Raw genomic sequence first — 22,896 nt, forward strand, 5'->3', positions numbered from 1 at the left:
GTGTGAGCGATGAGACGACGACGAAGTCGGCATCCCCGGAGAGCAACGGCCGGCAGGTGGTGATCGTCGGCGCGGGAATGGCCGGAGTCCAGACCGCCGTCGCGCTGCGCGACCAGGGCTGGACCGGCTCCATCCTGCTGCTCGGCGCCGAGGCGCACCAGCCGTACGACCGGCCGCCGCTGTCCAAGGCCGTGCTGCTCGGCAAGGCCGAGGGCTCCGCCTTCGACGTGGACTTCGAGGCGCTCGGCGTCGAGTTGCGGCTCGGCGTGTCCGTCACGGGCCTGGACACCGGCGCGCGGCGGCTGGAGACCGAGTCGGGGCCGGTGCCGTACGACGTCCTGGTGATCGCCACCGGCGCCGAGCCGATCACCCTGCCCGGCTCCGAGGGCGTGCCGGGGGTGCATCTGCTGCGCACGCTCGACGACGCGGAGCGGCTGCGCCCGGTGCTCGCCGGGCAGCGCGAGATCGTGGTGGTCGGGGCGGGCTGGATCGGCGCGGAGTTCGCCACGGCGGCGCGCGAGGCGGGCTGCGCCGTGACCGTCGTGGAGGCCGCCGACCGCCCGCTGGCGAGCGCCCTCCCCGCCGAGGTCGCCGCCCCCATGGCCGACTGGTACGCCGACTACGGCGTCGAGCTGATCACCGGCGCGGCGGTGGCCGCCGTGGACGAGCAGGGGCTGCTGCTCGGCGACGGCACCCGGCTGCCGGCCGACGCGGTGGTCGTCGGCATCGGGGCGCGGCCCGCTACGGGCTGGCTGGCCGGCTCGGGCGTCGAGCTGGCCGCGGACCGGTCCGTCGTCGCCGACGAACAGCTGCGCACCACCGTGCCGGACGTCTACGCCGTCGGGGACTGCGCGTCGTTCCCCTCCGCCCGCTACGGCGAGCGGCTGCTGGTGCACCACTGGGACAACGCCCTCCAGGGGCCGCGCACCGTCGCCACCAATGTGGTCGGCAGCCGGACCGCGCACTTCACCGGTTCGGTCTACGACCCGGTGCCGTACTTCTGGTCCGAGCAGTTCGGCCGCTTCGTGCAGTACGCGGGCCACCACGCGGCCGCCGACGAACTCGTCTGGCGCGGCGACCCGTCTGGCGCGGCCTGGTCGGTGTGCTGGCTGCGCGAGGGGGCGCTGGTCGCCCTGCTGGCGGTCGGCCGTCCGCGCGATCTGGCCCAGGGCCGCAAGCTGATCGAACAGGGCTCCCGGCTGGACCGCGCCCGCGCCGTGGACCCGTCGGTGCCGCTGAAGTCGGCGGTCCTGTGATCCTCGCCGCGCCCCGGCGGCGCCCCCGGCCGCGGGCCGGCGGACGGCGGCTGGGCCGAGGCTGTGCCGGGTGCCCGACTACCCACTGTCAGTCCTAGATGGCAGGCTTGTCCCGTGACCGAGATTGACGCAAAGATCGATGCTCTCGTCCCCGCCTGGCTCACCCTCCCCGACGTCGCCGAACGGCTCGGCGTCGAGGTGACGCGCGTGCGGCAGCTGGTCAAGGAGGGTCAGCTGATCGCGGTGCGCCGTGGCGAGAACCGGGTGCTTCAAGTGCCCGCCGAGTTCATCGGTGACGAAAAGGTCGTCAAGGGCCTGGTGGGCACCCTGACACTGCTGAAGGACGACGGCTTCAGCGACGAGGAGATGCTGGAGTGGCTCTTCACCCCGGACCCGAGCCTCCCCGGCACCCCGGCCCAGGCCCTGCGCGAGAACCGTGGCACCGAGGTGAAGCGCCGCGCCCAGGCGCTCGCCGTATGAGCCGAAGCCACGGCCGACCCGCCGCACCCATCCGCACCGTTCGCACCATCCGTACCGTCCCTACCGTCTGAATCACCAACCGCCGAATCACCACCCGCGGCGTACGGGCCGGCCGCTCCGGCCCGTACGCCGCCGATCCAGGGGGAAAGCCGTCCCGATGGCCACCGCCGCCACCACCGCCCGCCGGCAGCTCGCCGACGCCCGGCTCTATCTGTGCACCGACGCGCGCCGGCGCCAGGGCGATCTGCCGGAGTTCCTGGACGCCGTGCTGGGATCGGGGGTGGACATCGTCCAACTGCGCGACAAGGGCATGGAGGCCCGCGAGGAGCTGGACCACCTCGCGGTGTTCGCCGACGCCTGCCGCCGCCACGGCAGGCTGCTGGCGGTCAACGACCGGGCGGACGTCGCCCATGCCATCGGCTCCGATGTGCTGCATCTGGGCCAGGGCGATCTGCCGGTCCCGGCGGCGCGCGCGATCCTCGGCGAGGATGCGCTGATCGGGCGGTCCACTCACGCGCCGGCCGAGGCGGAGGCCGCGGCCGCCGAGCCCGGCGTCGACTACTTCTGCACCGGGCCCTGCTGGCCCACCCCCACCAAGCCGGGGCGGTCCGCCCCCGGGCTGTCGCTGGTGCGCCACACCGCCGCCCTGAAGCCCGCGCGGCCCTGGTTCGCCATCGGCGGCATCGACGCCTCGAATCTGGACGAGGTGCTGGAGGCGGGGGCCCGGCGGGTCGTCGTGGTGCGGGCGATCACCGAGGCCGACGACCCCGGCGCGGCCGCCGCCGAGCTGGCCAAGCGGGTGCGCGCTCTCGACCTGTGAGCGCCGCCGGTGCGGGCCGCCGGTGCGGGGCGCCCTGGCCGCCCGTCGGCGGCAGGGTGTCCGCAGTGCGGACCAGGACCCGGCGAAAAGGGCATAACGCCTCGGTCCACTGGGCGTGCGCCCCAGTGCTGGCTAACCTTCCCGTATGGCCCTTGGCACAGCTTCCACCAGGACGGATCGCGCGCGGACGGTGCGTGATCTGCTCGCGTCAGGCGAGCAGTCGTACTCCTTCGAGTTCTTCGCCCCGAAGACGGAGAAGGGCGAGCAGACACTGTGGAACGCCATCCGTCGGCTCGAAGCCGTCTCACCGACCTTCGTCTCCGTGACCTACGGCGCGGGCGGCTCCTCCCGTGAGGGGACCGTGCGCGTCACCGAGCGCATCGCGACCGACACCACGCTCACCCCGGTCGCCCACCTCACCGCCGTCAACCACTCCCGCGCCGAGCTCCGCAACGTCATCGGACAGTACGCGGACGCCGGGATCCGCAACATGCTGGCGCTGCGCGGCGATCCGCCCGGCGACCCGATGGGCGAGTGGGTCCGCAACGCCGACGGTGTCACCTACGCCGCCGAACTGGTCCAGCTGATCAAGGAATCGGGGGACTTCTGCGTCGGCGTCGCGGCCTTCCCCGAGATGCACCCCCGCTCCACGGACTGGGACACCGACATCCGCCACTTCGTGGACAAGTGCCGCGCGGGCGCCGACTTCGCGATCACCCAGATGTTCTTCTACGCGGAGGACTATCTGCGGCTGCGCGACCGGGTCGCCGCAGCGGGCTGTACGACGCCGATCATCCCTGAGATCATGCCCGTCACGAACGTTCGGCAGATCGAACGGTTCGCGCAGCTGAGCAACGCAGCCTTCCCGCCGGACCTCGCGGAGCGGATCCTGGCGGTGAAGGACGACGCGGCGGCTGTACGCTCGATCGGAATCGACTACGCCACGGAGTTGTGCGCGCAGTTGATGGCCGAGGAGATTCCCGGACTTCACTTCATTACGCTGAACCACTCCCCGGCGACACTGGAGATCTACGAGAATCTGGGACTGCATCAGCGGTCCTGAGGACGGCAGCCGACGGGCGGCCGCACGAGAGGGGCGGGCATGGGCTGGACGGTCCTCTACATCGCGTTTGGCGTCGTCGCGCTGTGGCTGCTGGGAGAGGTGCTGCTGCAATACAAGGCGCGGCTGCGCTGGCGGCTCCTCGCCTTCACCGGCTTCCTCGGGGTGGTGGTCGGCGTGCTCATCCCGTCCGTGCCGGTGATCGGCGCGGGCGCGATCACCTTCGCGATCGGCCAGACGTACGTCACGCTGTCCTTCCGGCGCGGCTTCGCCGCCGGGTGGGCGCTGCGCGGGGTGCCGGGGCTGAGCCGCGGCGATGACCACGACAGGGATGCCCCGCCCGCGATGGACGCCGAGCCGACGCTCCAGGTCTCCGACCTGGAGGCGGTCCCGGTGGCCGAGCAGGAGCCGCCCGCGTACCGGCCGGAGCCGCTGCCCGACGACACGGGCGAGTACGGCGTCTACGGCGGCTCTGCCGCGCAGGCCGCCGCGCAGGCGGCGCCGGGCGCCGCCGGGCCCGGCGGCGGCTACGGCGGTTATGAGAGCTACGGCGGCTACGGCACCCAGGACGGCCAGGACTACGCCGCGGCCCAGGGCCACAGCAACGGCCAGGACGTCTACGCGGAAGCCGGGCAGTACGGGTACGACGCCGGGGCGTACGCGGGCTACACCGACCCGTACGGCGGCTCCCAGCAGCAGGGGTACGAGCAGCAGCAGGGCGGTCAGCAGCAGGGCGGTCAGCAGTACGCCGATCAGCACCAGCAGTACGCCGGGCAGTACGCCGCCTACGGGCAGGACCAGTACGGCGGCGGGGGCCACGGCGACCACTACGCCGCGGAGCCCTCGTACGGCGGGCAGCAGCAGTACGCCCCCGACGCGGGGATGCAGCCCGGCGGGGGGTGGGTCCCCCAGCAGCGCGATGGCGACACGGGGCTCCCGCAGGACCAGCCGCCGTACCCGTACCAGCAGCAGGACTACAACAACGGCGGCTACGACGAGCGGTATCGCTACTGACGGCTGACGGCTCTTGACGGGGCGGTGCGGGGCTTCCCGCGCCGCCCCGTCGCGTCACTGCCCCGTCGCGTCAACGCGTCACTGCGAGCCGCGCCACTCCGCGCCGTCGACGATCAGCCCGGCCACCATCGCGCCGGACATCCCGGCATGGGCCAGCCCGCCGCCCGGATGTGCCCAGCCGCCCGCCAGATACAGGCCCGGCAGCCGGGTCAGGTTAGCGGGCCGCAGAAAGCGGCCCTCCGCGCCGGCCAGGGCGGGCCCGGGCACCGCGCCGCCCGTGGCGCCGGTGTCCGCGGCGGTGTCGGCGGGGGTGCGCACCTCGCGCCACAGCAGCCGGTCGCGCAGCCCCGGTATGGCCGCCTCCGCGGCCGCCACGAGCCGCTCCGCGTCCTCCTCGGCGGCCGTGCCGTCTATCCAGTCCACCGGGCCGTGCGGGGCGACGGTGGCGGTGAGCGTGACGGCCTCGTGGTCCTCGTCGGGGCGGGTCGTGGGGTCGTCCGGGCGCAGCACGGTCACCGTGGGGTGGGGGCAGGGCTCGCGCAGCCCGTCGTGGCCGTCACCCGCCGCGCCGAAGACGGCGGCCAGCTCCGCGGCGCGATCCGGGGCGTGGACCACGGTGCGGTGTGCCGTGCCCTGGGGGCGGGCGCCGCGCAGCGCGAGGAGGACGGTGAGCCGCCCAGCCACCCCGCCGCCGGGCCGCACATCGCCCTCGCGCCACGGCTCGGCCCCGCCCAGCAGCGCGGGCAGCAGCGCCGGGTCGACGGCGGCCACCACCGCGTCAGCCTCCGCCACCGAGCCGTCCGCCAGATCCACGCCCGCCGCGCGGCCGTCCTTCTCGAGGACGCCGACGACCTCGGCATCGAAGCTGAACCGCACCCTCCGCGCCCGGCAGCGCTCGTACAGCGCGTCGGCCAGCGCCCGCATCCCGCCGCGCACATACCAGCTGCCGAAGGTCTGCTCCAGATAGGGCAGCACCGCGGCGGCGGCCGGAGCGGTGCGCGGATCCAGGCTGTGCGCGACGGCGTGGCTCTCCAGCAGGGCGACGGCCCTGGGGTCCTTCAGCTCGCGGCGCGCCACGTCGGCGAGGGTGGCCGGCTGCCCGCCGTCCCGCCGCAGCCACCCGGAGATCCCGCGGCGGACCGGCGCCGGATACGGATCGCGGCCCAGGGTCCGCCAGTCCGCGCGCAGCGGCTCCTCCAGCAGTGGCCTGCGGGTGGCGTCCCACGCCTCGCGCGCCCGGTTGACCATGTCGCTCCAGCGCTCGCCCGCGCCCGCGCCGAAGGCGTCGTCCAGCGCCCGGACGACCCCCGCCCGCGAGGCGTTGGGCAGCGTGACCTTGGTGCCGTCGGCGAAGACATGTCTGCTCGCGGGGTCGACCTGGGTCAGCTCGACAGACTGCTCCAGGGTCTCCTTGCCGGTCTTCACGAACAGATCGCGATAGACCGCGGGCAGATGGAGCAGGCCGGGGCCGGTGTCGAAGGCGAAGCCGTCCCGCTCGAAGCGCCCGACCCCGCCGCCGTAGGTCCGCCCGCGCTCGTACACCGCCACCTGGTGGCCCGCGACGGCCAGCCGGGCGGCGGCCGCCATGGCGCCCATCCCAGCGCCGATCACCGCAATCCGTGCCATGACCGCGACTTTATCCGCCGCCACCGACAACCGGGCACCGCGGCCTGGGGACGAGTGCCCAGGGCTTGAGTACGTGTACCTAGGCGGTCAGATGAGTAGCCGCGCGGATGGGGTATGACCTGCACGGACGGGAGAGTGGTGAGCGCGGAAGGGGCGCGGCGCCGGACCGCCGACACGGGGCGGCGGAACGGCGCGGCGACCCGGCCGGGGTCCCCCACGGGAACCGTGGGGGATTACGGGGGGGCGAGGCTCCCCCGGCTCTGCCGGGAGCGCCCCTCTTCCGGCGCGGTTCGATCGGGGTTCGAACCGCGCCAGAACAGGGGGCCCGGTGGTGGCCGGGGCCCTGTCCGGCCGGTCGGGCCGGGCTCACCCCGAGGTCCGGGCGCCCTCGGCCGGGGCTCCGACGCCCTTGGCTAGGGCTCCGACGCCCTTGGCCAGGGCTCCGACCCCCTTGGCCGGGGCTCCGACCACACGTCCCTGGAGCAGCCGCGACAGCGCGGCGTGCACATCGTCCAGCGGCCGCTCCGGCTGGTACGACTGCCAGTCCAGCGCCGCCACCAGCACCATCCCGAACAGCGCCGAGGCCGTCAGCGGGATGTCGACGTCCTCGCTCAGCTCCCGCGCGGCCACGCCCTCCCGCAGCACCGACTCGATCACCGCCGTGGCCTGCCGCCGCACCACCATCAGCGTCGACTGCCAGGCGCGGTTGGTGCGCCACAGCTCGGCCACGTACAGCTGGGTCAGCGCCGGGTGGCGCGCGATGAAGTGCAGGCCCGCGCGGACCATCGCGTCCAGCGCGTCGGCATGGCTGCCGCCGCGCTCGGCCGTCTCGTCGGCGGCGCTCTGAAGCGAGGCGGTCAACAGCCCGATGCCGTGCCGCAGCAGCTCCTCGAAGAGCACGGTCTTGCTCGCGAAGTTGTAGTAGACCGTGCCCTTGGCCACTCCGGCCCGCTCGGCGATCTCGTCCACCGTGGTGGAGGAGAACCCCTGCTCCGCGATGAGGGTGACCGCTGCCTCGAAAAGCTTCTGCCGGGTGGCCTGGCGTCGCGTGCTGCTGCTGTCCATGGCGCTGATTGTGCACGCTGCCGAAGTGGCCCCGCTCACAGGTCCGTTACCCAAGACGATCACATGTCCGGATCCGGACGGGCCCTTTTACCGACCCGGCGCGCCCCCGGTCCGCCCCCGCCGCGCGGACCGGGCGGCGTGCGAGGGCCGCCGCGGTGCTGCGAGACGTTCGCGCAGGTCAGAGGGGATTGTCAGTGGTGTGCCCCACGATGGGTCCATACGGCGGTCGCTATACCACACAGCCGGCCGCCACGCGACGACAGGAGGTTCGTCATGGCCAGTACCGCCGCAGCGCGCCGGCACCGTGCCGCCGCCGCCCCTGCCCCTTCGTTGACCGGTCCCGCGAGCGATGTCCACCCCGTGCTGCGCCGCGCGTCCGCGCCGCCCGCCGCGCTCGACCTGCTCTCCCAGGCACACCAGGGCCTGGAGGAGGCCGGAGGCCTGGAGACCGCCAACGAGCGCTTCGCCACCGCCCATCTGGCCGCCCTGCGCACGGCGGCCGCCGTGCTCGCCGTGCGCGGCCGCCCCGAGCCCACCGCGCGCCGCCGCGCGCGGATCCGCAGTGCCTGGGAAGTGCTGCCCGAAGTCGCCCCCGAACTGACCGAGTGGAGCGCCCTGTTCGCCGCGGGCGCCGATCGAAGGGCCCGCGCCGAGGCGGGCATACCGGGCGCGGCGACCTGCCGGGAGGCAGACGATCTGCTGCGCGCCGTCGCGATGTTCCTGCGCCTGGTCGAGCGGATGCTGTCCCTCCAGCCCGTCCTGCCCCAGCAGCCACAGTCGGCCGTGCCCGGCGGGAAGGAAGGCGCGTAGGCCCCGCTCCCGGCGCCCGGGAGGCAGGTTCCGGGGGCGCGGGAGCCGGTCCGGGGGCGCGGCCCCCGGACCGGCGCGCGGCGCGGGGCGGCGGAGGCAATAGGCTGGGAGCGTCGACGTCAGTAACTCGTCGTCACCGCCGGAGGCGGTGGCGGCATCGCGCCGAGGAGCCACCCGCCGTGTCAGATCCGCTGCGCCCCCGTGCGTCCCTCCGTACCGCCGTGGTGTGGGAGGTCCTCAAAGACGCCCTGGACCGCCGGGTCAAGGCCGCGGGCCAGCGCCCCGACGCCGGCGAGCGCGTGCCCGGTGTGCTGGAGGTGCTCGACACCGGAGGCGGCAGCGGCAACTTCGCGGTGCCGGTCGCCCGCCTCGGCCACCGTGTCACGGTGGTCGACCCGAGCCCCAACGCGCTGTTCGCGCTGGAGCGGCGGGTCGCCGAGGCCGGGGTCGCCGACCGGGTGCGCGGGGTCCAGGGCGACGCCTCCGACCTGTTCGACGTGGCCGAGCGCGGCGGCTATGACGTGGTGCTGTGCCATGGCGTGCTGGAGTACGTGGACGACCCGGCCGAGGGCCTGCGGAACGCGGTGGCGGCCCTGCGTCCGGCAGGCACCCTCAGCGTGCTCGCCGCGGGCCTCGGCGGCGCGGTGCTCGCCCGGGCGCTGGCCGGCCACTTCACCGAGGCCCGGCAAGCGCTTGCCGACCCGGCGGGCCGCTGGGGCGCCGGTGACCCGATGCCCCGCCGCTTCACCCCCGAGCAGCTGACCGAGCTGGTCACGGAGGCGGGCCTGGAGGTCGGCGCGGTGCACGGCGTGCGGGTCTTCGCCGATCTGGTGCCCGGCGTGCTGGTCGACACCGAGCCCGACGCCCTGGAGGCCCTGCTTCAGCTGGAGGCCGCGGCCGCCGAGCTGCCCGCCTTCCACGCCGTGGCCACCCAGCTGCACGTTCTCGCCGAGCGCGACTGACCGCTACCGGCCGTCCGGCCTCGGTGACCGTCTGAGCGGTCCGCGCAGGTGGAGTAGGCCACAGGCCCCCCGATCGGCCGCCTGGCCCCGTATGATCGAGGTACACCGTCCGGCATGGCGGATCGGCGGGAGGGGAATGCACGTCTCAGCGTCAACAAGCGCCGCGCGCGTACTGGTGGCGAATTGGCGCAGAGGGGCGGGTTTCACGGGGGCGATTCCCTGCCTATCCTGAAAGGGTCGCACCCCGGTCGCCCCCCGCGACCGACGAGTAGGAGGACTCCGTGCCGCTCTCGGAGCACGAGCAGCGCATGCTCGAGCAAATGGAGCGAGCGCTGTACGCCGAAGACCCCAAGTTCGCGACAGCGCTTGAGGGCAGCGGCCTGCGCACGTACACCCGGCGACGGGTCTATCAGGCGATCGCGGGCTTTCTGGTAGGCGTTGCGCTCCTGATGGTCGGCGTGATCATCCCGCAGCAGATCTGGATCAGCGTGGTGGGCTTCCTCGTCATGCTGGGGTGCGCCGGGCTGGCGGTGACCGGCTGGCGCAAGGCGCCCAAGCCCGGCGAGCGGCCCCAGGCGGGCGGGCCCGCGGCCCGTGGCCAGAGCCGTTCGCGCCGGTCCATGATGAGCCGGATCGAGGAGCGGTGGCAGCGCCGCCGCGACGAGCAGGGCCACTGAGCCAACGTCGGCGAGCACGCGCGGCGGTTTGTGCCCGCCGCGCGTGCAAACGCGCACATCGATGCGTCACGCGTCGCTGTCACAGGCGCCTGTGACAGCAGGCGCCTGTGACACCAAGGCATTCACGGCACAAGAGACGACAGCGCGCCATACGTGAGACGTGAGGGGCGGCCGCCGGATGGCGACCGCCCCTCACGCTTCCCTGTGCCGGTTGTTCCCGGCTGCCGTCAGCCCCGCTGGCGGCTCGGGCGCCGCAGCCCGGACACCCACCGGGCCCACCGGGGCGCGCCCCACCGCTCGACCAGAGCGGACCAGCGCGCCGACGCGGCCCACACCACCCGGACCCCCGACCGCGGGGCCAGCAGCGCCCGCAGCCGGGCCCAGCGCCCGGCCTTGGCCCGGAATCCGGCCAGCACCAGCCGCACCTCGTCACCGAGGCCCGCAACCGGACGCGGCTGCGGTGCGTACAGCACCTGCTCGACCGCTGCCGCCACCCGGCGCGCCGCCTCGGCCGCCTCCGGATCGAGCTCACCCATCCGCACGATGCGGGCCACCGCGTTGCGCGAGGTCTGGGAGTCGTCGGGCACGATGCCGAAGTCCCAGGCGGTGTCCAGCAGTTCCCGCCAGGCCGCCAGCACCCGGTCGGCCGCGTCCTGCTCGGTGCGTCCGCCGGAGCCGCTCAGTCTGCGGGACCGGACGCGCTGCCGCCAGAGCATCGGCAGGAGGGGGATCACGATCAGCAGCGCGGCGAACGAACTCCAGCCGACCTGTGTGCTCATCGACCAGCCGCCGCCCGAGGAGGTGTTGTCGGGCTGCTCGCCCACGGCCCCTCCGCACTCGCCGGCCTTCCTCCTGTCCTGCGCGCAGCTGTCCGACGCCGAGGGCGCCGCCGACGGCTCGTCGGACGCGGTGGGCGCCGACGTCGGTTCATCGGTGGAGTCGCCGGACGGCGTCTGCTCCATCGTGTAGTCGGGCTGGCTGCCGCGGCTGGGGGTGGGCTCGAAGCGGGTCCAGCCGACGCCCTCGAAGTACAGCTCGGGCCAGGCGTGGGCGTCCTTGAGCCCGACCGACACCGAGCCGTCCGCATTCGCCGAGCCGGGGGTGAACCCGACGGCCACCCGGGCCGGGATGCCCAGCGTCCGGGCCATGGCCGCCATGGAGAAGGAGAAGTGGACGCAGAAGCCCTCCTTCTGCCGCAGGAACCTGACGATGGCGGCCGAGCCGCTGCCCGACTGCACCCGCGTGTCGTAGCGGAATCCGCCGTTCACCGCGAACCAGTCCTGGAGCTTCACCGCCTGCTCATACGCGTTCGAGGCGCCCGCGGTCACCTGGCGCGCCGTGCGGGCGACCACGGCCGGCAGTGACTCCGGCACCTCGGTGTACTCCCGCAGCAGCTGCGCCGGAGCCGGCGGCGCGGCGGCAAGCTGCGCCGCCGTCGGCTCCACGACCAGGCTGTTGACCTTGTACCGCGCGCCACGGGTGGTCTGCCCGCGGTCGCCGACCAGGGTCCGGCCCTCCGGCTCGTAGCGCCAGCGGCCGTCGATGTCGACCTGCATCGCGGGGTAGGGGAGGGGCAGCCAGTTCTGCGCGTACCAGTCGGCGGCCGTGATCGTGGTGTCGACCGAGGAGACGCGGACGGAGGGGCCCAGACCCGTCGGGGTCGGCAGATTGTCCGGCACGTCCTGGACATGCCTCTCCGAGGACTTCCACGTCGTCCCGTCGAACTTGTCCAGCGCGACGATCCGCAGATACATGTCCTGGGTGGACTGGGAGCTGGTGCGATACCGCAGCACCTCCCGGTTCTCCGGCTGGTTCAGGCTGTCCTGGAGCGACACCAGCGGATTCACCGCCGAGATCGTGCCGCTTCCGCCGCCCCCGCCACTGCCGCCGTTCCGCTGGTCCAGCAGCCCGCCGTCCAGGGACGGCAGCACCGCCGGCACCGCCACGGCGATGCCCAGCGCGAGCGCGCCGATCCTGCGGCCGGTGCGGACCGGGGCCAGCGGCTGGCCGCCGCCCGCCCCGGCAAGGCCGGAGGGAGCCATCCCGTACGGGCGCGGGGCGCCGCCGCTGAACACCCGGCCCCACTGGGACAGCCGGTCCCGCCCCTCGGCCAGCAGCAACAGCAGATAGCCGGCCGCCGCCAGCAGGAACCACAGCCAGTCGTCGCTGCCGTCGGACAGGCCCGCCGCGACCGAGTACAGCGCGAGCAGCGGCAGCCCGGCGGGCGCTGCGCTGCGGAAGGTCACCGCGAGCGCGTCCACCACCAGCCCTATCACCAGCACCCCGCCCACCAGCAGCAGCCGGATGCCGTCGGTGACCGGTGCCGGGATCGCGTACTGGCCCACGTCGACGGTGCCCTGCCGCAGCAGATCGCCGAGCTCCTGGAAGGCCTGCGGGCTCGGGAGCACCCCGGCGAACGCCTCATGGCGCGCGAAGGTGAACGTGAGCAGCAGCAGGCCCGCCAGGGCCTGCGCCGCCACCGTCAGCGGGCGGGCCAGCGGCACCCGGCGGGTCAGCGCGCCCACCGCGCTCTGGATCACCAGCAGCAGCCCGGCCTGCACGAGCCAGCCGGGCTTGTCGACCAGCGGCAGCAGCGCGCAGCCCGCCGCCACCGTCGCCAGCGCGGCGCATATCGCCAGTCGCACGCTTCCGCTCATGCCCACCCCCCTGTCATGCCGCCGCCCGCCATGGGCGAGCCGGCGTCGGCCCCGATGCCGCCCTGGGCGTCGGCCTGCCGCCACAGCTGCGCCAGCGTGGCGCCCGGGGCGACCGGCAGCGCCGTCCACCCCGACTCGCGCAGCATCCGCAGCTGGTCCTCCAGCTCCCGCGGGTCCGCGGCCCATGCGCCCCGGGACCAGGCGGCGCCGTCCAGGACGAACGCCACCGCCGTCCCCGTGCGGTGCCGCATCCGCCCGACCATCGTCGCCTGCTCCTCGTCCAGATCGCCGAGGAACGCCACCAGCAGTCCCTCGTTGCCACCGCGCAGCGCCTCATAGGCACGGGCGAGCCCCTCCTCCTCGGAGTGGTCCACCACCGCGAGGGTGTCCAGCATCAGCCCGGCCGTGTCCGCCGAGTCATGGCCGGTGCCGGTGAAGCCGCCCCCGCTGTCCGGGCCCGGCACCGAGGTGCCGGTGTCGGTCAGCAGCCGGACCCCGTAGCCCCGCTCCAGCAGGTGCAGCGCGGCCGAGGCGGCGCCGGAGACCGCCCACTCGAAGGCCGAGTCGGGACCCGATCCCTGGTGGGCCACCAGCCGGGTGTCCAGCAGCACCGTGCAGCTGGCGCGCTGTGGCTGCTCCTCCCGGCGGACCATCAGCTCGCCGTAGCGGGCGGTGGACCGCCAGTGGATCCGGCGCAGGTCGTCGCCGTGGCGGTAGCCGCGCGGAATCACGTCGTCCTCGCCGGCGAGCGCGAGCGAGCGATGCCGCCCGTCGCCGTACCCCGCGGCCTCACCCGCGAAGCGCACCAGGGGCAGCGGCTCGACCCGTGGCACGACCGTCAGCGTGTCGTACGCGCTGAAGGAGCGGGTGAGCTCGCACATCCCGAACGGGTCGTTCAGCCGCAGCTGTAGCGGACCGAGCGGATAGCGGCCGCGCAGATCGGAGCGGACCCGGTAGGACACCTCGCGCCGGCCGCCCGGCTCCACCCGGTCCAGCACGAAGCGGGGGCGGGGCCCGAGCACATACGGCACGCGGTCCTGGAGCATCAGCAGACCGGTGGGCAGCCGCGAGACATTGTCGATCCGCAGATGCACCCGGGCCTCGGAGCCCGCCGGGACCCGCGCGGGCGCGAGCCGTCTGCTGCCCGCCACCCGGTAGCGGGTGCGGTAGACCACGGCCACGCACACCAGCGGCAGCGCCGCGAGCAGCAGCCCGACCCGCAGCAGATCGGCCTGCCCCAGGACATAGCTGCACACCGCGGCCGCCACACCGGCGGCCAGGAAGGAGCGGCCGCGGGTGGTCAGGCCGGCCAGCGCCGAACGCACCCCCCGCTTGTCCTCTTTGCCCTCACGATCACCCTCGCGATCGCCCTCGCGGTACCCGTCGTCGTAGCCGGGGGCCATGGGTGCCCCCCCTGCCGTCATCACAGCCTCCGCGCGCCCGGCGGCTGCTGGCCGTACTCAACCGGGGGCGCGGGCGGCACGGGCGGCATCGGACCGGCGCCGGGTGGCATCGGGGCCCCATGGGGCGGCATCGGGGCCGCGCCGGGCGGCACCGGGCCGGGCGGCACCGGGCCCGCGCCGCGGGGCGCGGCGCTGGGCACCGGGGTGCGCTGGAGGATCTCCGAGATCACCTGCTCCGAGGTGCGCCGGTTCAGCTGGGCCTGCGCGGTGGGCAGCAGCCGGTGGGCCAGCACCGCGACGGCCAGCGACTGCACATCGTCGGGCAGGCAGAAGTCCCGGCCGGCCAGCGCCGCGGACGCCTTGGCCGCCCGCAGCAGATGCAGCGTCGCCCGGGGGGACGCGCCCAGCCGCAGATCGGGGTGGTTGCGGGTGGCGGCGACCAGGTCGACCGTGTACCGCCGGACCGCCTCGGCTACATGGACCTCGCGGACCGTCTCGACGAGCTTGGCGATCTCATGGGCATGGGCCACCGGCTGGAGATCGTCCAGCGGGGAGACACCGCCGTGGACATCCAGCATCTGGAGCTCGGCCTGCGGGCTCGGATAGCCGATCGAGACGCGCGCCATGAAGCGGTCGCGCTGCGCCTCGGGCAGCGGGTAGGTGCCCTCCATCTCGATCGGGTTCTGCGTGGCCACCACCATGAACGGGGTCGGCAGCTCGTACGTCTGCCCGTCGATGGTGACCTGCCGCTCCTCCATCGACTCCAGCAGCGCCGACTGGGTCTTGGGCGAGGCCCGGTTGATCTCGTCACCGATCACGATCTGGGAAAAGATCGCGCCCGGCTTGAACTCGAAGTCCTTCTGCTGCTGGTCGTAGACGCTCACACCGGTGATGTCCGACGGCAGCAGGTCGGGAGTGAACTGGATCCGGCGCACGGAGCAGTCGATGGACTTCGCCAGCGCCTTGGCGAGCATGGTCTTCCCCACGCCCGGGACATCCTCCAGCAGCAGATGTCCTTCAGCGAGCAGCACGGTCAGCGAAAGCCGCACGACCTCGGGCTTGCCCTCGATCACACCCTCCACCGACCTGCGGACACGCTCCGCTGTGGTGGTCAGATCGCTGAGGCTCGCTCGCTCGTCATAGGTCGTCACCCGGCCCTCCTCGGCCCGATCTCGGGCCGCTGCCCTCGGAACGGACCGGCCCACCGCAACACGCTGACATCGGCCCCCCGCAAGCCGCGGGAGGCGATGTCACATACGCATTCTTGCGGTCCCTGCCTCATCTCGTCACTCGGCTGTGGATAACCCGGAGTGATTTGTCGGGAGTGGAGGGCTTTGGGGACTTAAAACGGGCTCACCCGCGGGGCATGACCTCGCGGAGCAGACCGGTCGTCACGTCGAAGACGAAGCCACGCACATCATCCGTGTGGAGCAGGAACGGAGAGGTGCGCACCCGCTGCATCGACTGGCGTACGTCGTTGTCGAGGTCCTTGAACGCCTCGACCGCCCACGACGGCCGCTGGCCGACCTCGTCCTCCAGCTCGTGCCGGAAGTCCTCGGTCAGGTTCAGCAGGCCGCAGCCGGTGTGGTGGATGAGCGCGACGCTGCGGGTGCCCAGCGCGCGCTGGCTGATCGTCAGGGAGCGGATGACGTCGTCGGTGACCACACCGCCCGCGTTCCGGATGGTGTGGCAGTCGCCGAGCTCGAGGCCGAGCGCCTTGTGCAGGTCCAGACGCGCGTCCATGCAGGCGACCACGGCGACGCGCAGCACGGGACGGGCGTCCATGCCGGGGTCCTGGAACTCGGCGGCGTAACTCCGGTTGGCCTCCACGAGGCGATCGGTGACCGTACCTCCCGTGCGGGCGGCGCTGTCGGCGGACGGGGGCAGCGGCTGCGGCGCGGATATCGACATGGCTAGGACACTACCTTCCACCAGCGGATTTTGTCTTTTCTTTAGATAGGGCATAGAGGGGCATCGACAGGCGCGCGACACTCGGTGTGAGGGAGTCCACACGGGTGACGCTTCCTCTACCTTGCGCCCGTTCGGGGTGTTCGACACCCGCGCCGGGCACGTTGGCCGGTTGATTGACCGAAGGGACGAGTGGACTAAAGTGACGCGAAGTGGGAGGCCCGACGCTCCCCTAGGATCCCGGATTTTCGCGTGAGCGCGGTGCGTACGTACCACTCGGCCTCCTCCCGCTCCGGCCGCCTGACGTCACTTCCCCGGCGCCAGTAGGCCACTTCCCCTTCAGAGCGGGCGGGGACCCGGCGGTGCGTGCCCTCCTCGCCCTACCCTCAGAAGGGCGCACGAGCAGCGCATGAGCAGCAACGCCCTCCACGTCCCCGTCATGCTCCAGCGCTGCCTGGACATGCTCGCCCCCGCCCTCGCGCGGCCCGGAGCGGTCGTGGTGGACTGCACCCTCGGCCTCGGCGGGCACAGCGAGGCATTGCTGCGCACCTTCCCCGAGGCCAGGCTGATCGCGCTGGACCGCGACCCGGCGGCGCTCAAGCTCTCCGGCGAACGGCTGGCCCCTTACGGCGATCGGGCGACGCTCGTGCACGCGGTCTACGACGAGCTCCCCGAGGTCCTCGCCCGGCTCGGCGTCCCCCGCGTCCAGGGGATCCTCTTCGACCTCGGCGTGTCCTCCATGCAGCTGGACGAGGCCGAGCGCGGCTTCGCTTACGCGCAGGACGCGCCGCTGGACATGCGGATGGACCAGACCACCGGGATCAGCGCGGCCGAGGTGCTCAACACCTATCCGCCGGGCGACCTGGTGCGGATCCTGCGGACGTACGGCGAGGAGAAGTTCGCCCGGAAGATCGTGGACGCGGTGGTGCGCGAGCGTGCGAAGGAGCCGTTCCGCAACAGCGCCCGGCTGGTGGAGCTGATCCGCGAGGCCCTGCCGCAGGCGGCCAAGCGCACCGGCGGCAACCCCGCCAAGCGCACCTTCCAGGCGCTGCGGATCGAGGTCAACGGCGAGCTCGCGGTCCTGGAGCGCGCGATCCCGGCGGCCGTGGCGGCCCTCGCGGTCGGCGGCCGGATCGCCGTCCTCTCCTACCACTCGCTTGAGGACCGCCTGGTCAAGCACGTGCTCGCGGCCGGCGCCGAGACCACCGCGCCGCCCGGCCTGCCGGTCGTCCCCGAGCGCTACCAGCCCCGCCTCAAGCTTCTGACCCGCGGCGCCGAACTCCCCACGGAAGAGGAGATCGCCGAGAACCGCCGTGCCGCCCCCGCGCGGCTGCGGGGCGCGGAACGCATCCGCGAGGAGGTCGCCCCATGATGGCCGCCGGGCCGCGGGCGGCACGGCGGACGCCGTTCGTGCTGCTGGTCGTCGTGCTGCTGGGCTCCGGCCTGATCGCGCTGCTGCTGCTCAACTCCTCCCTCAACCAGGGCTCGTTCGAGCTCAGCAGGCTCGAGAAGCAGACCACCGAGCTCTCCGACGAGCGCCAGGCGCTCCAGCAGGAGGTCGACCGGCTCTCGGCCCCTGACGCGCTGGAGCGGCAGGCCCGGAGGCTGGGCATGGTGCCCGGCGGCAGCCCGGCGTTCCTGAACCCGGACGGCAGCGTCAGCGGCGTGCCCGGCTCCGAGTCCGGCGCGCCCTCGGTGGCCCGGGCCCCCGCGCCGCCCCTGCGGTCGCTGCCCGCCGCGACCCCCGCCCCCACGGCCGCGCCGCCGTCGTCGGCCGCGCCCGGCCCGAGGGCCGCCGCCTCGGCGGCGCCGTCCGCCGCCGCTCCCTCCGCTTCCGCGAACTCCACTTCCGCGAACTCCACCCCGCCCCCCGGTAGGTGACACGGTGACGCGACCCTCTGCCCGCACCCAGCCCGGACCGGGAACGGCCGCGTGACCGCCCCGCGCGACCGCGACCCCCGCCGGCTGCCCGGCCCCGCGGGCCCGCGGGGCGACGGCCGCCCGCGCCAGGGCGCCCCGCGCCGCACGGGCGACGCGCGCCCCGCCCCGCGCCGGTCCGCGGCCGCCCGCCCGGGGCAGCCCCGCCGCCCGGGCAACGCCGCCCAGCCGCTGCGGCTGGGCAGCCCGCGCCCCCGGCTTCGGCTGATCAGCCTCGGCCTCACCCTGGTCATGCTGATCTTCGTCGTACGGCTGCTCCAGGTGCAGGCCGTCGACGCCGACGCCTACGCGGCCAAGGCCAATGTGAACCGCTACATCCCGGTCACCCTGGCCGCCGAGCGCGGCTCGATCACCGACCGCGACGGCGTCGACCTGGCCACCACCGTGGACGCGTACGACATCACCGCCGCCCCCGACCTCCTCACCCCCAAGACGGCCAAGGTCGACGACGCCCCGCGCCAGGCCGCCGCGCTGCTCGCGCCGATCCTCGGCGAGGACCAGGCGGCCCTGGAGCGCAAGCTCACGGCCAACCCGAAGTCGCAGTACGTGGTCCTGGCCCGCCAGCAGAGCCCGCAGGTGTGGAATCAGATCAAGGACCTCAAGAGCGCCCTGAGCGACGCGGCGGCCAAGGGCAAGGGTGTCAACGTCCTGGCCGGGGTCAACCGCGAGGCGCACAGCAAGCGCGTCTACCCGAACGGGGACCTCGCCGCCGGGGTGCTCGGCTTCGTGGACGCCGAGGGCCACGGCGCCGCCGGAATCGAGCGGGAGCTGAACAAGCAGCTCGCGGGCAAGGACGGAAAGCGGGTCTACGCCCAGTCCGGCGGCCGCCAGGTGCCCACCGGCGACGTCAAGGAACAGCCGGCGGTGCCCGGCAGCGACGTCGAGCTGACCATCGACCGCGACATCCAGTGGGCCGCCCAGAGCGCCATCAGCGAGCAGGTGAAGAAGTCCAGGGCGGACCGCGGCTATGTGATCGTCCAGGACACCCGCACCGGGCAGATCCTGGCCCTGGCCAACGCCCCGGGGTTCGACCCGAACGACATCTCGGACGCCAACGCGGACGTCCTGGGCAACGCCGCGCTCTCGGACGCGTACGAGCCGGGCAGCGTCAGCAAGCTGATGTCGATGGCCGCCGTCCTGGAGGAGGGCGCCGCGACCTGGGACACCCATGTGGTGGTCCCCAACCGGCTGCCGCGCGCCGACCGCGCCTTCGCGGACGACATCGACCACCCCACCTGGTACCTCACCCTCAACGGGGTGCTCGCCAAGTCCAGCAACATCGGCACCATCCTCGCCACCGAGCAGCTGGGGAAGAACCAGAAGGAAGCCGACCGGATTCTTTACTCCTATCTGCGGAAGTTCGGGCTCGGCAGCTACACCGGGCTCGGCTTCCCCGGCGAGACCCGGGGCATCCTCGCCCGGCCGGAGAAGTGGAGCGCCTCGCAGCAGTACACGATCCCCTTCGGCCAGGGGCTGTCGCTCAACGCCGTCCAGGCGGCCTCCGTGTACTCCACCATCGCCAACGGCGGCGAGCGCGTCCAGCCCTCCCTGGTGCGCGGCACCAAGGACTCCGGAGGGCGCTTCACGGCCACGCCGGACCCCAAGCGGACCCGGGTGGTCAGCGAGAAGACCGCGAAGACGCTGGCCGCCATGCTCGAATCCGTCGTCGACAACCAGCAGGGCACCGGGACGAGGGCGAAGATCCCCGGCTACCGCGTCGCGGGCAAGACCGGCACGTCCAACCGGGTGGACCCCAAGACCGGCCGCTACCGCGGCTACACCGCCTCCTTCGCGGGCTTCGCACCCGCCGATCAGCCGCGCGTGACCGTGTACTGCGCCGTTCAGAATCCGACCAAGGGCAGCTATTTCGGCGGCCAGGTCTGCGGGCCGGTCTTCAAGCAGGTCATGGAGTTCTCGCTGAAGACGCTCCAGGTGGCCCCGTCCGGGAAGCGGGCGGCGCGGCTGCCGGTCAGCTACGACCCCAGCCCGTGATCGTCAAGCCATGACACCGATCACTCCGCTTCCGCGCACGGACCCCCCTCATTTAGCGGGGGAGCGGGTGCGGCGGGTACGCTCACGCCGTGCCCCACGCTGATCAGTCTCAAACCTCTCAGCCCTCTCAGCTCTCTCAGAAGGGTGCTCCTTCGACCTACCCGGGAGCGCCCCGGCCTCTGAAGGTCGATCCCACCCCGCTCGGGGAGCTGGTCGGTCAGCTGGGCATCGACGCCCCGAAGGTCCCGGAGGAGGCCGTCGTCACGGGCATCACTCATGACTCGCGGGCCGTGCGCCCCGGCGATGTCTACGCGGCCCTGCCCGGCGCCCGTCTCCACGGCGCCGACTTCGCCGCTCAGGCCGCCGACCTCGGCGCGGTCGCTGTGCTCACCGACCCGGCCGGCGCCGACCGCGCCGCGGCCACCGGGCTGCCCGTCCTGGCCGTCGAGAACCCGCGCGGCCGGATGGGCGCGCTGGCCGCCACGATCTACGGCGAGCCGGGCCGGGACCTGCTCCAGATCGGCATCACCGGCACCTCGGGCAAGACCACGACCGCGTATCTCATCGAGGGCGGGCTGAAGGCGGCCGCGGCCAAGGGCGACGGCTCGCTCACCGGCCTCATCGGCACCGTCGAGACGCGGATCGGCGACGAGCGGATCAAGTCCGAGCGCACCACCCCCGAGGCCACCGATCTCCAGGCCCTCTTCGCGGTGATGCGCGAACGCGGGGTCCGCTCGCTGGCCATGGAGGTCTCCAGCCACGCCCTGGTGCTCGGCCGGGTCGACGGCTGCGTCTTCGACGTCGCCGTCTTCAACAACCTCAGCCCGGAGCACATGGAGTTCCACTCCGACATGGAGGACTACTTCCAGGCCAAGGCCCAGCTGTTCACCAAGGCGCGCAGCCGCGCCGCGGTGATCAACTACGACGACGAGTACGGCAAACGCCTGGCGGACCTGTCCGAGGTCCCGGTCACCACCTTCTCCGCCGAGGGCCACCCCGACGCCCACTGGCGCGCGGCCGACGTGACCGTGGGCCCGCTCGGCTCCGAGTTCACCGTCCTCGGCCCGAATGGCGAGTCCGTGGCCGCCGCCGCGCCGCTCCCGGGCCCCTTCAACGTCGCCAACGCGCTCGCCGCCGTCGTGACGCTCGCCGTCGCCGGGATCGACCCGCAGACCGCCGCCGACGGCGTCGCGGCCGTCCCCGGGGTGCCCGGCCGGCTCGAGCGCGTGGACGCCGGGCAGCCCTATCTCGCGGTCGTCGACTACGCCCACAAGACCGACGCCGTCGAGTCGGTGCTGCGCGCCCTGCGCAAGGTCACCGAGGGCAGGCTGCACGCCGTTCTCGGCTGCGGCGGCGACCGCGACCAGCAAAAGCGCGGCCCTATGGGCGCCGCCGTCGCCCGCTACTCCGACACCGCCGTACTGACCTCCGACAACCCCCGCTCCGAGGACCCGCTGGCGATCCTGGCCACCATGCTCGCGGGCGCCGCCGAGGTGCCCGCCCACGAACGCGGCGAAGTGCTGGTCGACGCCGACCGGGCGCGCGCCATCGCCGCCGCCGTGGCCCGCGCCGAGCCCGGCGACACCGTTCTGGTCGCGGGCAAGGGCCATGAGCTGGGCCAGGACATCGCCGGGGTGGTCCGCCCCTTCGACGACCGCCAGGTACTGCGCGAAGCCATCGAGCTCGCCATCAAACGCCAAGACAACCAGGGATGACAGATCGCCATGCGCGCACCAGCCCCCTCCCGGCAGCTTCCCCGCACGGCCGGAGGTGATCAGTGATCGCTCTGTCCCTCGCCGAGATCATCGGCATCGTCGGCGGACAGCCGCACGACATACCGGACACGGACCGGAAGGTCACCGGCCCCGTCGTGATCGACTCCCGCGAGGTGCGCCCCGGCGGCCTCTTCGTGGCGCTCCCCGGTGAGCGCGTGGACGGGCACGACTTCGCGCGCGGCGCGGTCGAGGCGGGCGCGGTGGCGGTGCTGGCCGCCCGCCCCATCTCACCTGCCGACGCGGACGCGCCCGTACCGGCGATCGTCGTGCCCGACGTCCAGGCCGCCCTGGGGGCGCTGGCCCGTGCCGTGGTGCAGCGGCTGGACGCCACCGTGGTCGCGCTCACCGGCTCGGCGGGCAAGACCAGCACCAAGGACCTGATCGCGCAGCTGCTGCGGCGGCACGGCCCCACCGTGTGGACGCCGGGCTCGCTCAACAACGAGCTCGGCCTGCCGCTGACCGCGATGACCGCCGACGAGACGACCCGCCATCTGGTGCTGGAGATGGGCGCCCGCGGCAAGGGCCACATCCGGTACCTGACCGACCTCACCCCACCCCGGGTCGGCCTGGTCCTCAACGTCGGCACGGCCCACATCGGCGAGTTCGGCGGCCGCGAGGCGATCGCCGAGGCCAAGGGTGAGCTGGTCGAGGCGCTGCCCGCCGCCGCGGAGGGCGGGGTCGCGGTGCTCAACGCCGACGACCCCCTGGTCCGCGCCATGGCGACGCGCACCAAGGCCCGTACGGTGCTGTTCGGGGAGGCCGCCGACGCCGACGTCCGTGCCGAGAATGTCCGGCTCGCGGACGGCGGTCGGCCCGCCTTCACCCTTCACACCCCCACCGGGTGCAGCGAAGTGACCATGCGCCTGTACGGTGAGCACCACGTGCCGAACGCGCTTGCCGCGGCCGCCGTCGCCCATGAGTTGGGCATGTCCGTCGACGAGATCGCCACAGCGCTCTCCGAGGCGGGGCAGCTCTCCCGCTGGCGGATGGAGGTCACCGAGCGCCCGGACGGCGTGACGGTCGTCAACGACGCCTACAACGCGAACCCCGAGTCCATGCGAGCCGCGCTGCGCGCGCTGGTCGCGATGGGCAAGGCCGGGGAGGCGGAAGGGGGGCGCACGTGGGCGGTGCTGGGTCCGATGGCCGAGCTCGGCGAGGAGTCACTGGCCGAGCATGACGCGGTCGGGCGGCTGGCCGTCAGGCTCAACGTCAGCAAGCTCGTGGCGGTCGGTGGCCAGGAGGCCGCCTGGCTCGACATGGGCGCCAAGAACGAGGGTTCGTGGGGTGAGGAGTCGGTGCACGTGTCCGACGTGCGGGCGGCGGTCGATCTGTTGCGCAGCGAGCTGCGACCGGGGGACGTCGTGTTGGTGAAGGCATCCAGGTCGGTGGGGCTGGAGCGGGTCGCGCAGGCTCTGCTCGAGGGCGAGGGTGAGGGCGTCCGCTGATGGGTGGC

General features: G+C 73.5%; 19 protein-coding genes. 13 read left to right on the forward strand and 6 right to left on the reverse strand.

From position 1 onward, the window contains the following. Positions 1-77 precede the first annotated feature (77 nt). The 5 genes from ACH4S9_RS06290 to ACH4S9_RS06310 all read left to right on the forward strand — a co-directional run bounded on the left by ACH4S9_RS06290 (position 78) and on the right by ACH4S9_RS06310 (position 4,630). Positions 78-1,256 carry an NAD(P)/FAD-dependent oxidoreductase gene (locus ACH4S9_RS06290; RefSeq protein ID WP_385348908.1) on the forward strand — a complete coding sequence of 393 codons (1,179 nt, stop codon included), beginning with the start codon at positions 78-80 and terminating at the stop codon, positions 1,254-1,256. A 114-nt stretch (positions 1,257-1,370) separates the two neighbouring features. Continuing rightward, positions 1,371-1,736, forward strand: a complete 366-nt coding sequence (locus tag ACH4S9_RS06295; RefSeq protein WP_311724720.1) for an Rv2175c family DNA-binding protein — start codon at positions 1,371-1,373, stop codon at positions 1,734-1,736. Between the two features lie 157 nt (positions 1,737-1,893). Further along, positions 1,894-2,556 (forward strand): thiamine phosphate synthase, encoded by a 663-nt coding sequence (gene thiE, locus ACH4S9_RS06300; RefSeq protein ID WP_311724721.1) that lies wholly within the window; start codon positions 1,894-1,896, stop codon positions 2,554-2,556. Positions 2,557-2,701: 145 nt separating this feature from the next. Further along, the gene (metF, locus tag ACH4S9_RS06305) at positions 2,702-3,619 is read left to right on the forward strand and encodes a methylenetetrahydrofolate reductase [NAD(P)H] (protein WP_311724722.1); all 918 of its coding nucleotides are present in this window, start codon (positions 2,702-2,704) and stop codon (positions 3,617-3,619) included. Positions 3,620-3,658: 39 nt separating this feature from the next. Beyond that, a complete protein-coding gene (locus ACH4S9_RS06310; RefSeq protein WP_398370132.1) occupies positions 3,659-4,630 on the forward strand; it encodes a hypothetical protein in 972 nt (323 codons plus the stop codon). 78 nt (positions 4,631-4,708) lie between these two features. Here ACH4S9_RS06310 and ACH4S9_RS06315 read toward each other — a convergent pair whose 3' ends face one another. Further along, positions 4,709-6,256, reverse strand: coding sequence for a phytoene desaturase family protein (locus tag ACH4S9_RS06315; protein WP_398370134.1), 1,548 nt, complete (start codon positions 6,254-6,256; stop codon positions 4,709-4,711). 366 nt (positions 6,257-6,622) lie between these two features. Further along, on the reverse strand, positions 6,623-7,321 hold the full coding sequence (locus tag ACH4S9_RS06320) for a TetR/AcrR family transcriptional regulator (protein ID WP_398370136.1): 699 nt from the start codon (positions 7,319-7,321) through the stop codon (positions 6,623-6,625). Positions 7,322-7,594: 273 nt separating this feature from the next. Here ACH4S9_RS06320 and ACH4S9_RS06325 point away from each other — a divergent pair, with 273 nt between their 5' ends. The 3 genes from ACH4S9_RS06325 to ACH4S9_RS06335 all read left to right on the forward strand — a co-directional run bounded on the left by ACH4S9_RS06325 (position 7,595) and on the right by ACH4S9_RS06335 (position 9,770). Beyond that, entirely contained in the window at positions 7,595-8,131 is a 537-nt protein-coding gene (locus tag ACH4S9_RS06325) for an SAV_6107 family HEPN domain-containing protein (protein WP_385348887.1), read from the forward strand. 179 nt (positions 8,132-8,310) lie between these two features. After that, positions 8,311-9,093, forward strand: coding sequence for a methyltransferase (locus ACH4S9_RS06330; protein WP_311724728.1), 783 nt, complete (start codon positions 8,311-8,313; stop codon positions 9,091-9,093). A 281-nt stretch (positions 9,094-9,374) separates the two neighbouring features. Continuing rightward, entirely contained in the window at positions 9,375-9,770 is a 396-nt protein-coding gene (locus ACH4S9_RS06335; RefSeq protein WP_311724729.1) for a DUF3040 domain-containing protein, read from the forward strand. 227 nt (positions 9,771-9,997) lie between these two features. Here the strand turns inward: ACH4S9_RS06335 and ACH4S9_RS06340 are convergent, their stop codons facing one another. The 4 genes from ACH4S9_RS06340 to ACH4S9_RS06355 form a co-directional block, all read right to left on the reverse strand. Further along, positions 9,998-12,427: a DUF3488 and transglutaminase-like domain-containing protein gene (locus ACH4S9_RS06340; RefSeq protein WP_311724730.1), complete on the reverse strand. Its 2,430-nt coding sequence runs from the start codon at positions 12,425-12,427 to the stop codon at positions 9,998-10,000. Then, a complete protein-coding gene (locus ACH4S9_RS06345) occupies positions 12,424-13,851 on the reverse strand; it encodes a DUF58 domain-containing protein (RefSeq protein WP_398370139.1) in 1,428 nt (475 codons plus the stop codon). The genes ACH4S9_RS06340 and ACH4S9_RS06345 overlap by 4 nt, the downstream gene beginning before the upstream one ends. Further along, the gene (locus ACH4S9_RS06350; RefSeq protein WP_385351780.1) at positions 13,851-14,981 is read right to left on the reverse strand and encodes an AAA family ATPase; all 1,131 of its coding nucleotides are present in this window, start codon (positions 14,979-14,981) and stop codon (positions 13,851-13,853) included. The genes ACH4S9_RS06345 and ACH4S9_RS06350 overlap by 1 nt, the downstream gene beginning before the upstream one ends. Positions 14,982-15,183: 202 nt before the next feature. After that, the gene (locus ACH4S9_RS06355) at positions 15,184-15,741 is read right to left on the reverse strand and encodes a carbonic anhydrase (protein ID WP_311724733.1); all 558 of its coding nucleotides are present in this window, start codon (positions 15,739-15,741) and stop codon (positions 15,184-15,186) included. Between the two features lie 406 nt (positions 15,742-16,147). Here ACH4S9_RS06355 and rsmH point away from each other — a divergent pair, with 406 nt between their 5' ends. From rsmH to murF, 5 genes are all read left to right on the forward strand, one after another. After that, positions 16,148-17,110, forward strand: coding sequence for a 16S rRNA (cytosine(1402)-N(4))-methyltransferase RsmH (gene rsmH, locus ACH4S9_RS06360; protein ID WP_311724734.1), 963 nt, complete (start codon positions 16,148-16,150; stop codon positions 17,108-17,110). Further along, entirely contained in the window at positions 17,110-17,619 is a 510-nt protein-coding gene (locus ACH4S9_RS06365) for a septum formation initiator family protein (protein WP_398370533.1), read from the forward strand. Before rsmH ends, ACH4S9_RS06365 begins: the two co-directional genes overlap by 1 nt. A gap of 51 nt (positions 17,620-17,670) precedes the next feature. Then, on the forward strand, positions 17,671-19,668 hold the full coding sequence (locus ACH4S9_RS06370; protein WP_398370142.1) for a peptidoglycan D,D-transpeptidase FtsI family protein: 1,998 nt from the start codon (positions 17,671-17,673) through the stop codon (positions 19,666-19,668). Positions 19,669-19,757: 89 nt separating this feature from the next. Further along, positions 19,758-21,383 carry a UDP-N-acetylmuramoyl-L-alanyl-D-glutamate--2,6-diaminopimelate ligase gene (locus ACH4S9_RS06375; protein WP_398370144.1) on the forward strand — a complete coding sequence of 542 codons (1,626 nt, stop codon included), beginning with the start codon at positions 19,758-19,760 and terminating at the stop codon, positions 21,381-21,383. Positions 21,384-21,445: 62 nt separating this feature from the next. After that, on the forward strand, positions 21,446-22,888 hold the full coding sequence (gene murF / locus ACH4S9_RS06380; RefSeq protein WP_358848713.1) for a UDP-N-acetylmuramoyl-tripeptide--D-alanyl-D-alanine ligase: 1,443 nt from the start codon (positions 21,446-21,448) through the stop codon (positions 22,886-22,888). Positions 22,889-22,896: the final 8 nt, after the last annotated feature.

Origin of the sequence: Streptomyces sp. NPDC021225, assembly GCF_044332865.1 — a bacterium.
Taxonomy (GTDB): Bacteria; Actinomycetota; Actinomycetes; order Streptomycetales; family Streptomycetaceae; genus Streptomyces.

What these genes read in the sequence shown, in the direction of transcription:
- ACH4S9_RS06290 (WP_385348908.1), top strand. Translation starts at nt 78, where the DNA reads ATGGCCGGAGTCCAGACCGCCGTCGCGCTGCGCGACCAGGGCTGGACC.
- thiE (WP_311724721.1), top strand. Translation starts at nt 1,894, where the DNA reads ATGGCCACCGCCGCCACCACCGCCCGCCGGCAGCTCGCCGACGCCCGG.
- metF (WP_311724722.1), top strand. Translation starts at nt 2,702, where the DNA reads ATGGCCCTTGGCACAGCTTCCACCAGGACGGATCGCGCGCGGACGGTG.
- ACH4S9_RS06310 (WP_398370132.1), top strand. Translation starts at nt 3,659, where the DNA reads ATGGGCTGGACGGTCCTCTACATCGCGTTTGGCGTCGTCGCGCTGTGG.
- ACH4S9_RS06315 (WP_398370134.1), bottom strand. Translation starts at nt 6,256, where the DNA reads ATGGCACGGATTGCGGTGATCGGCGCTGGGATGGGCGCCATGGCGGCC.
- ACH4S9_RS06320 (WP_398370136.1), bottom strand. Translation starts at nt 7,321, where the DNA reads ATGGACAGCAGCAGCACGCGACGCCAGGCCACCCGGCAGAAGCTTTTC.
- ACH4S9_RS06325 (WP_385348887.1), top strand. Translation starts at nt 7,595, where the DNA reads ATGGCCAGTACCGCCGCAGCGCGCCGGCACCGTGCCGCCGCCGCCCCT.
- ACH4S9_RS06340 (WP_311724730.1), bottom strand. Translation starts at nt 12,427, where the DNA reads ATGAGCGGAAGCGTGCGACTGGCGATATGCGCCGCGCTGGCGACGGTG.
- ACH4S9_RS06345 (WP_398370139.1), bottom strand. Translation starts at nt 13,851, where the DNA reads ATGACGGCAGGGGGGGCACCCATGGCCCCCGGCTACGACGACGGGTAC.
- ACH4S9_RS06355 (WP_311724733.1), bottom strand. Translation starts at nt 15,741, where the DNA reads ATGTCGATATCCGCGCCGCAGCCGCTGCCCCCGTCCGCCGACAGCGCC.
- rsmH (WP_311724734.1), top strand. Translation starts at nt 16,148, where the DNA reads ATGAGCAGCAACGCCCTCCACGTCCCCGTCATGCTCCAGCGCTGCCTG.
- ACH4S9_RS06365 (WP_398370533.1), top strand. Translation starts at nt 17,110, where the DNA reads ATGGCCGCCGGGCCGCGGGCGGCACGGCGGACGCCGTTCGTGCTGCTG.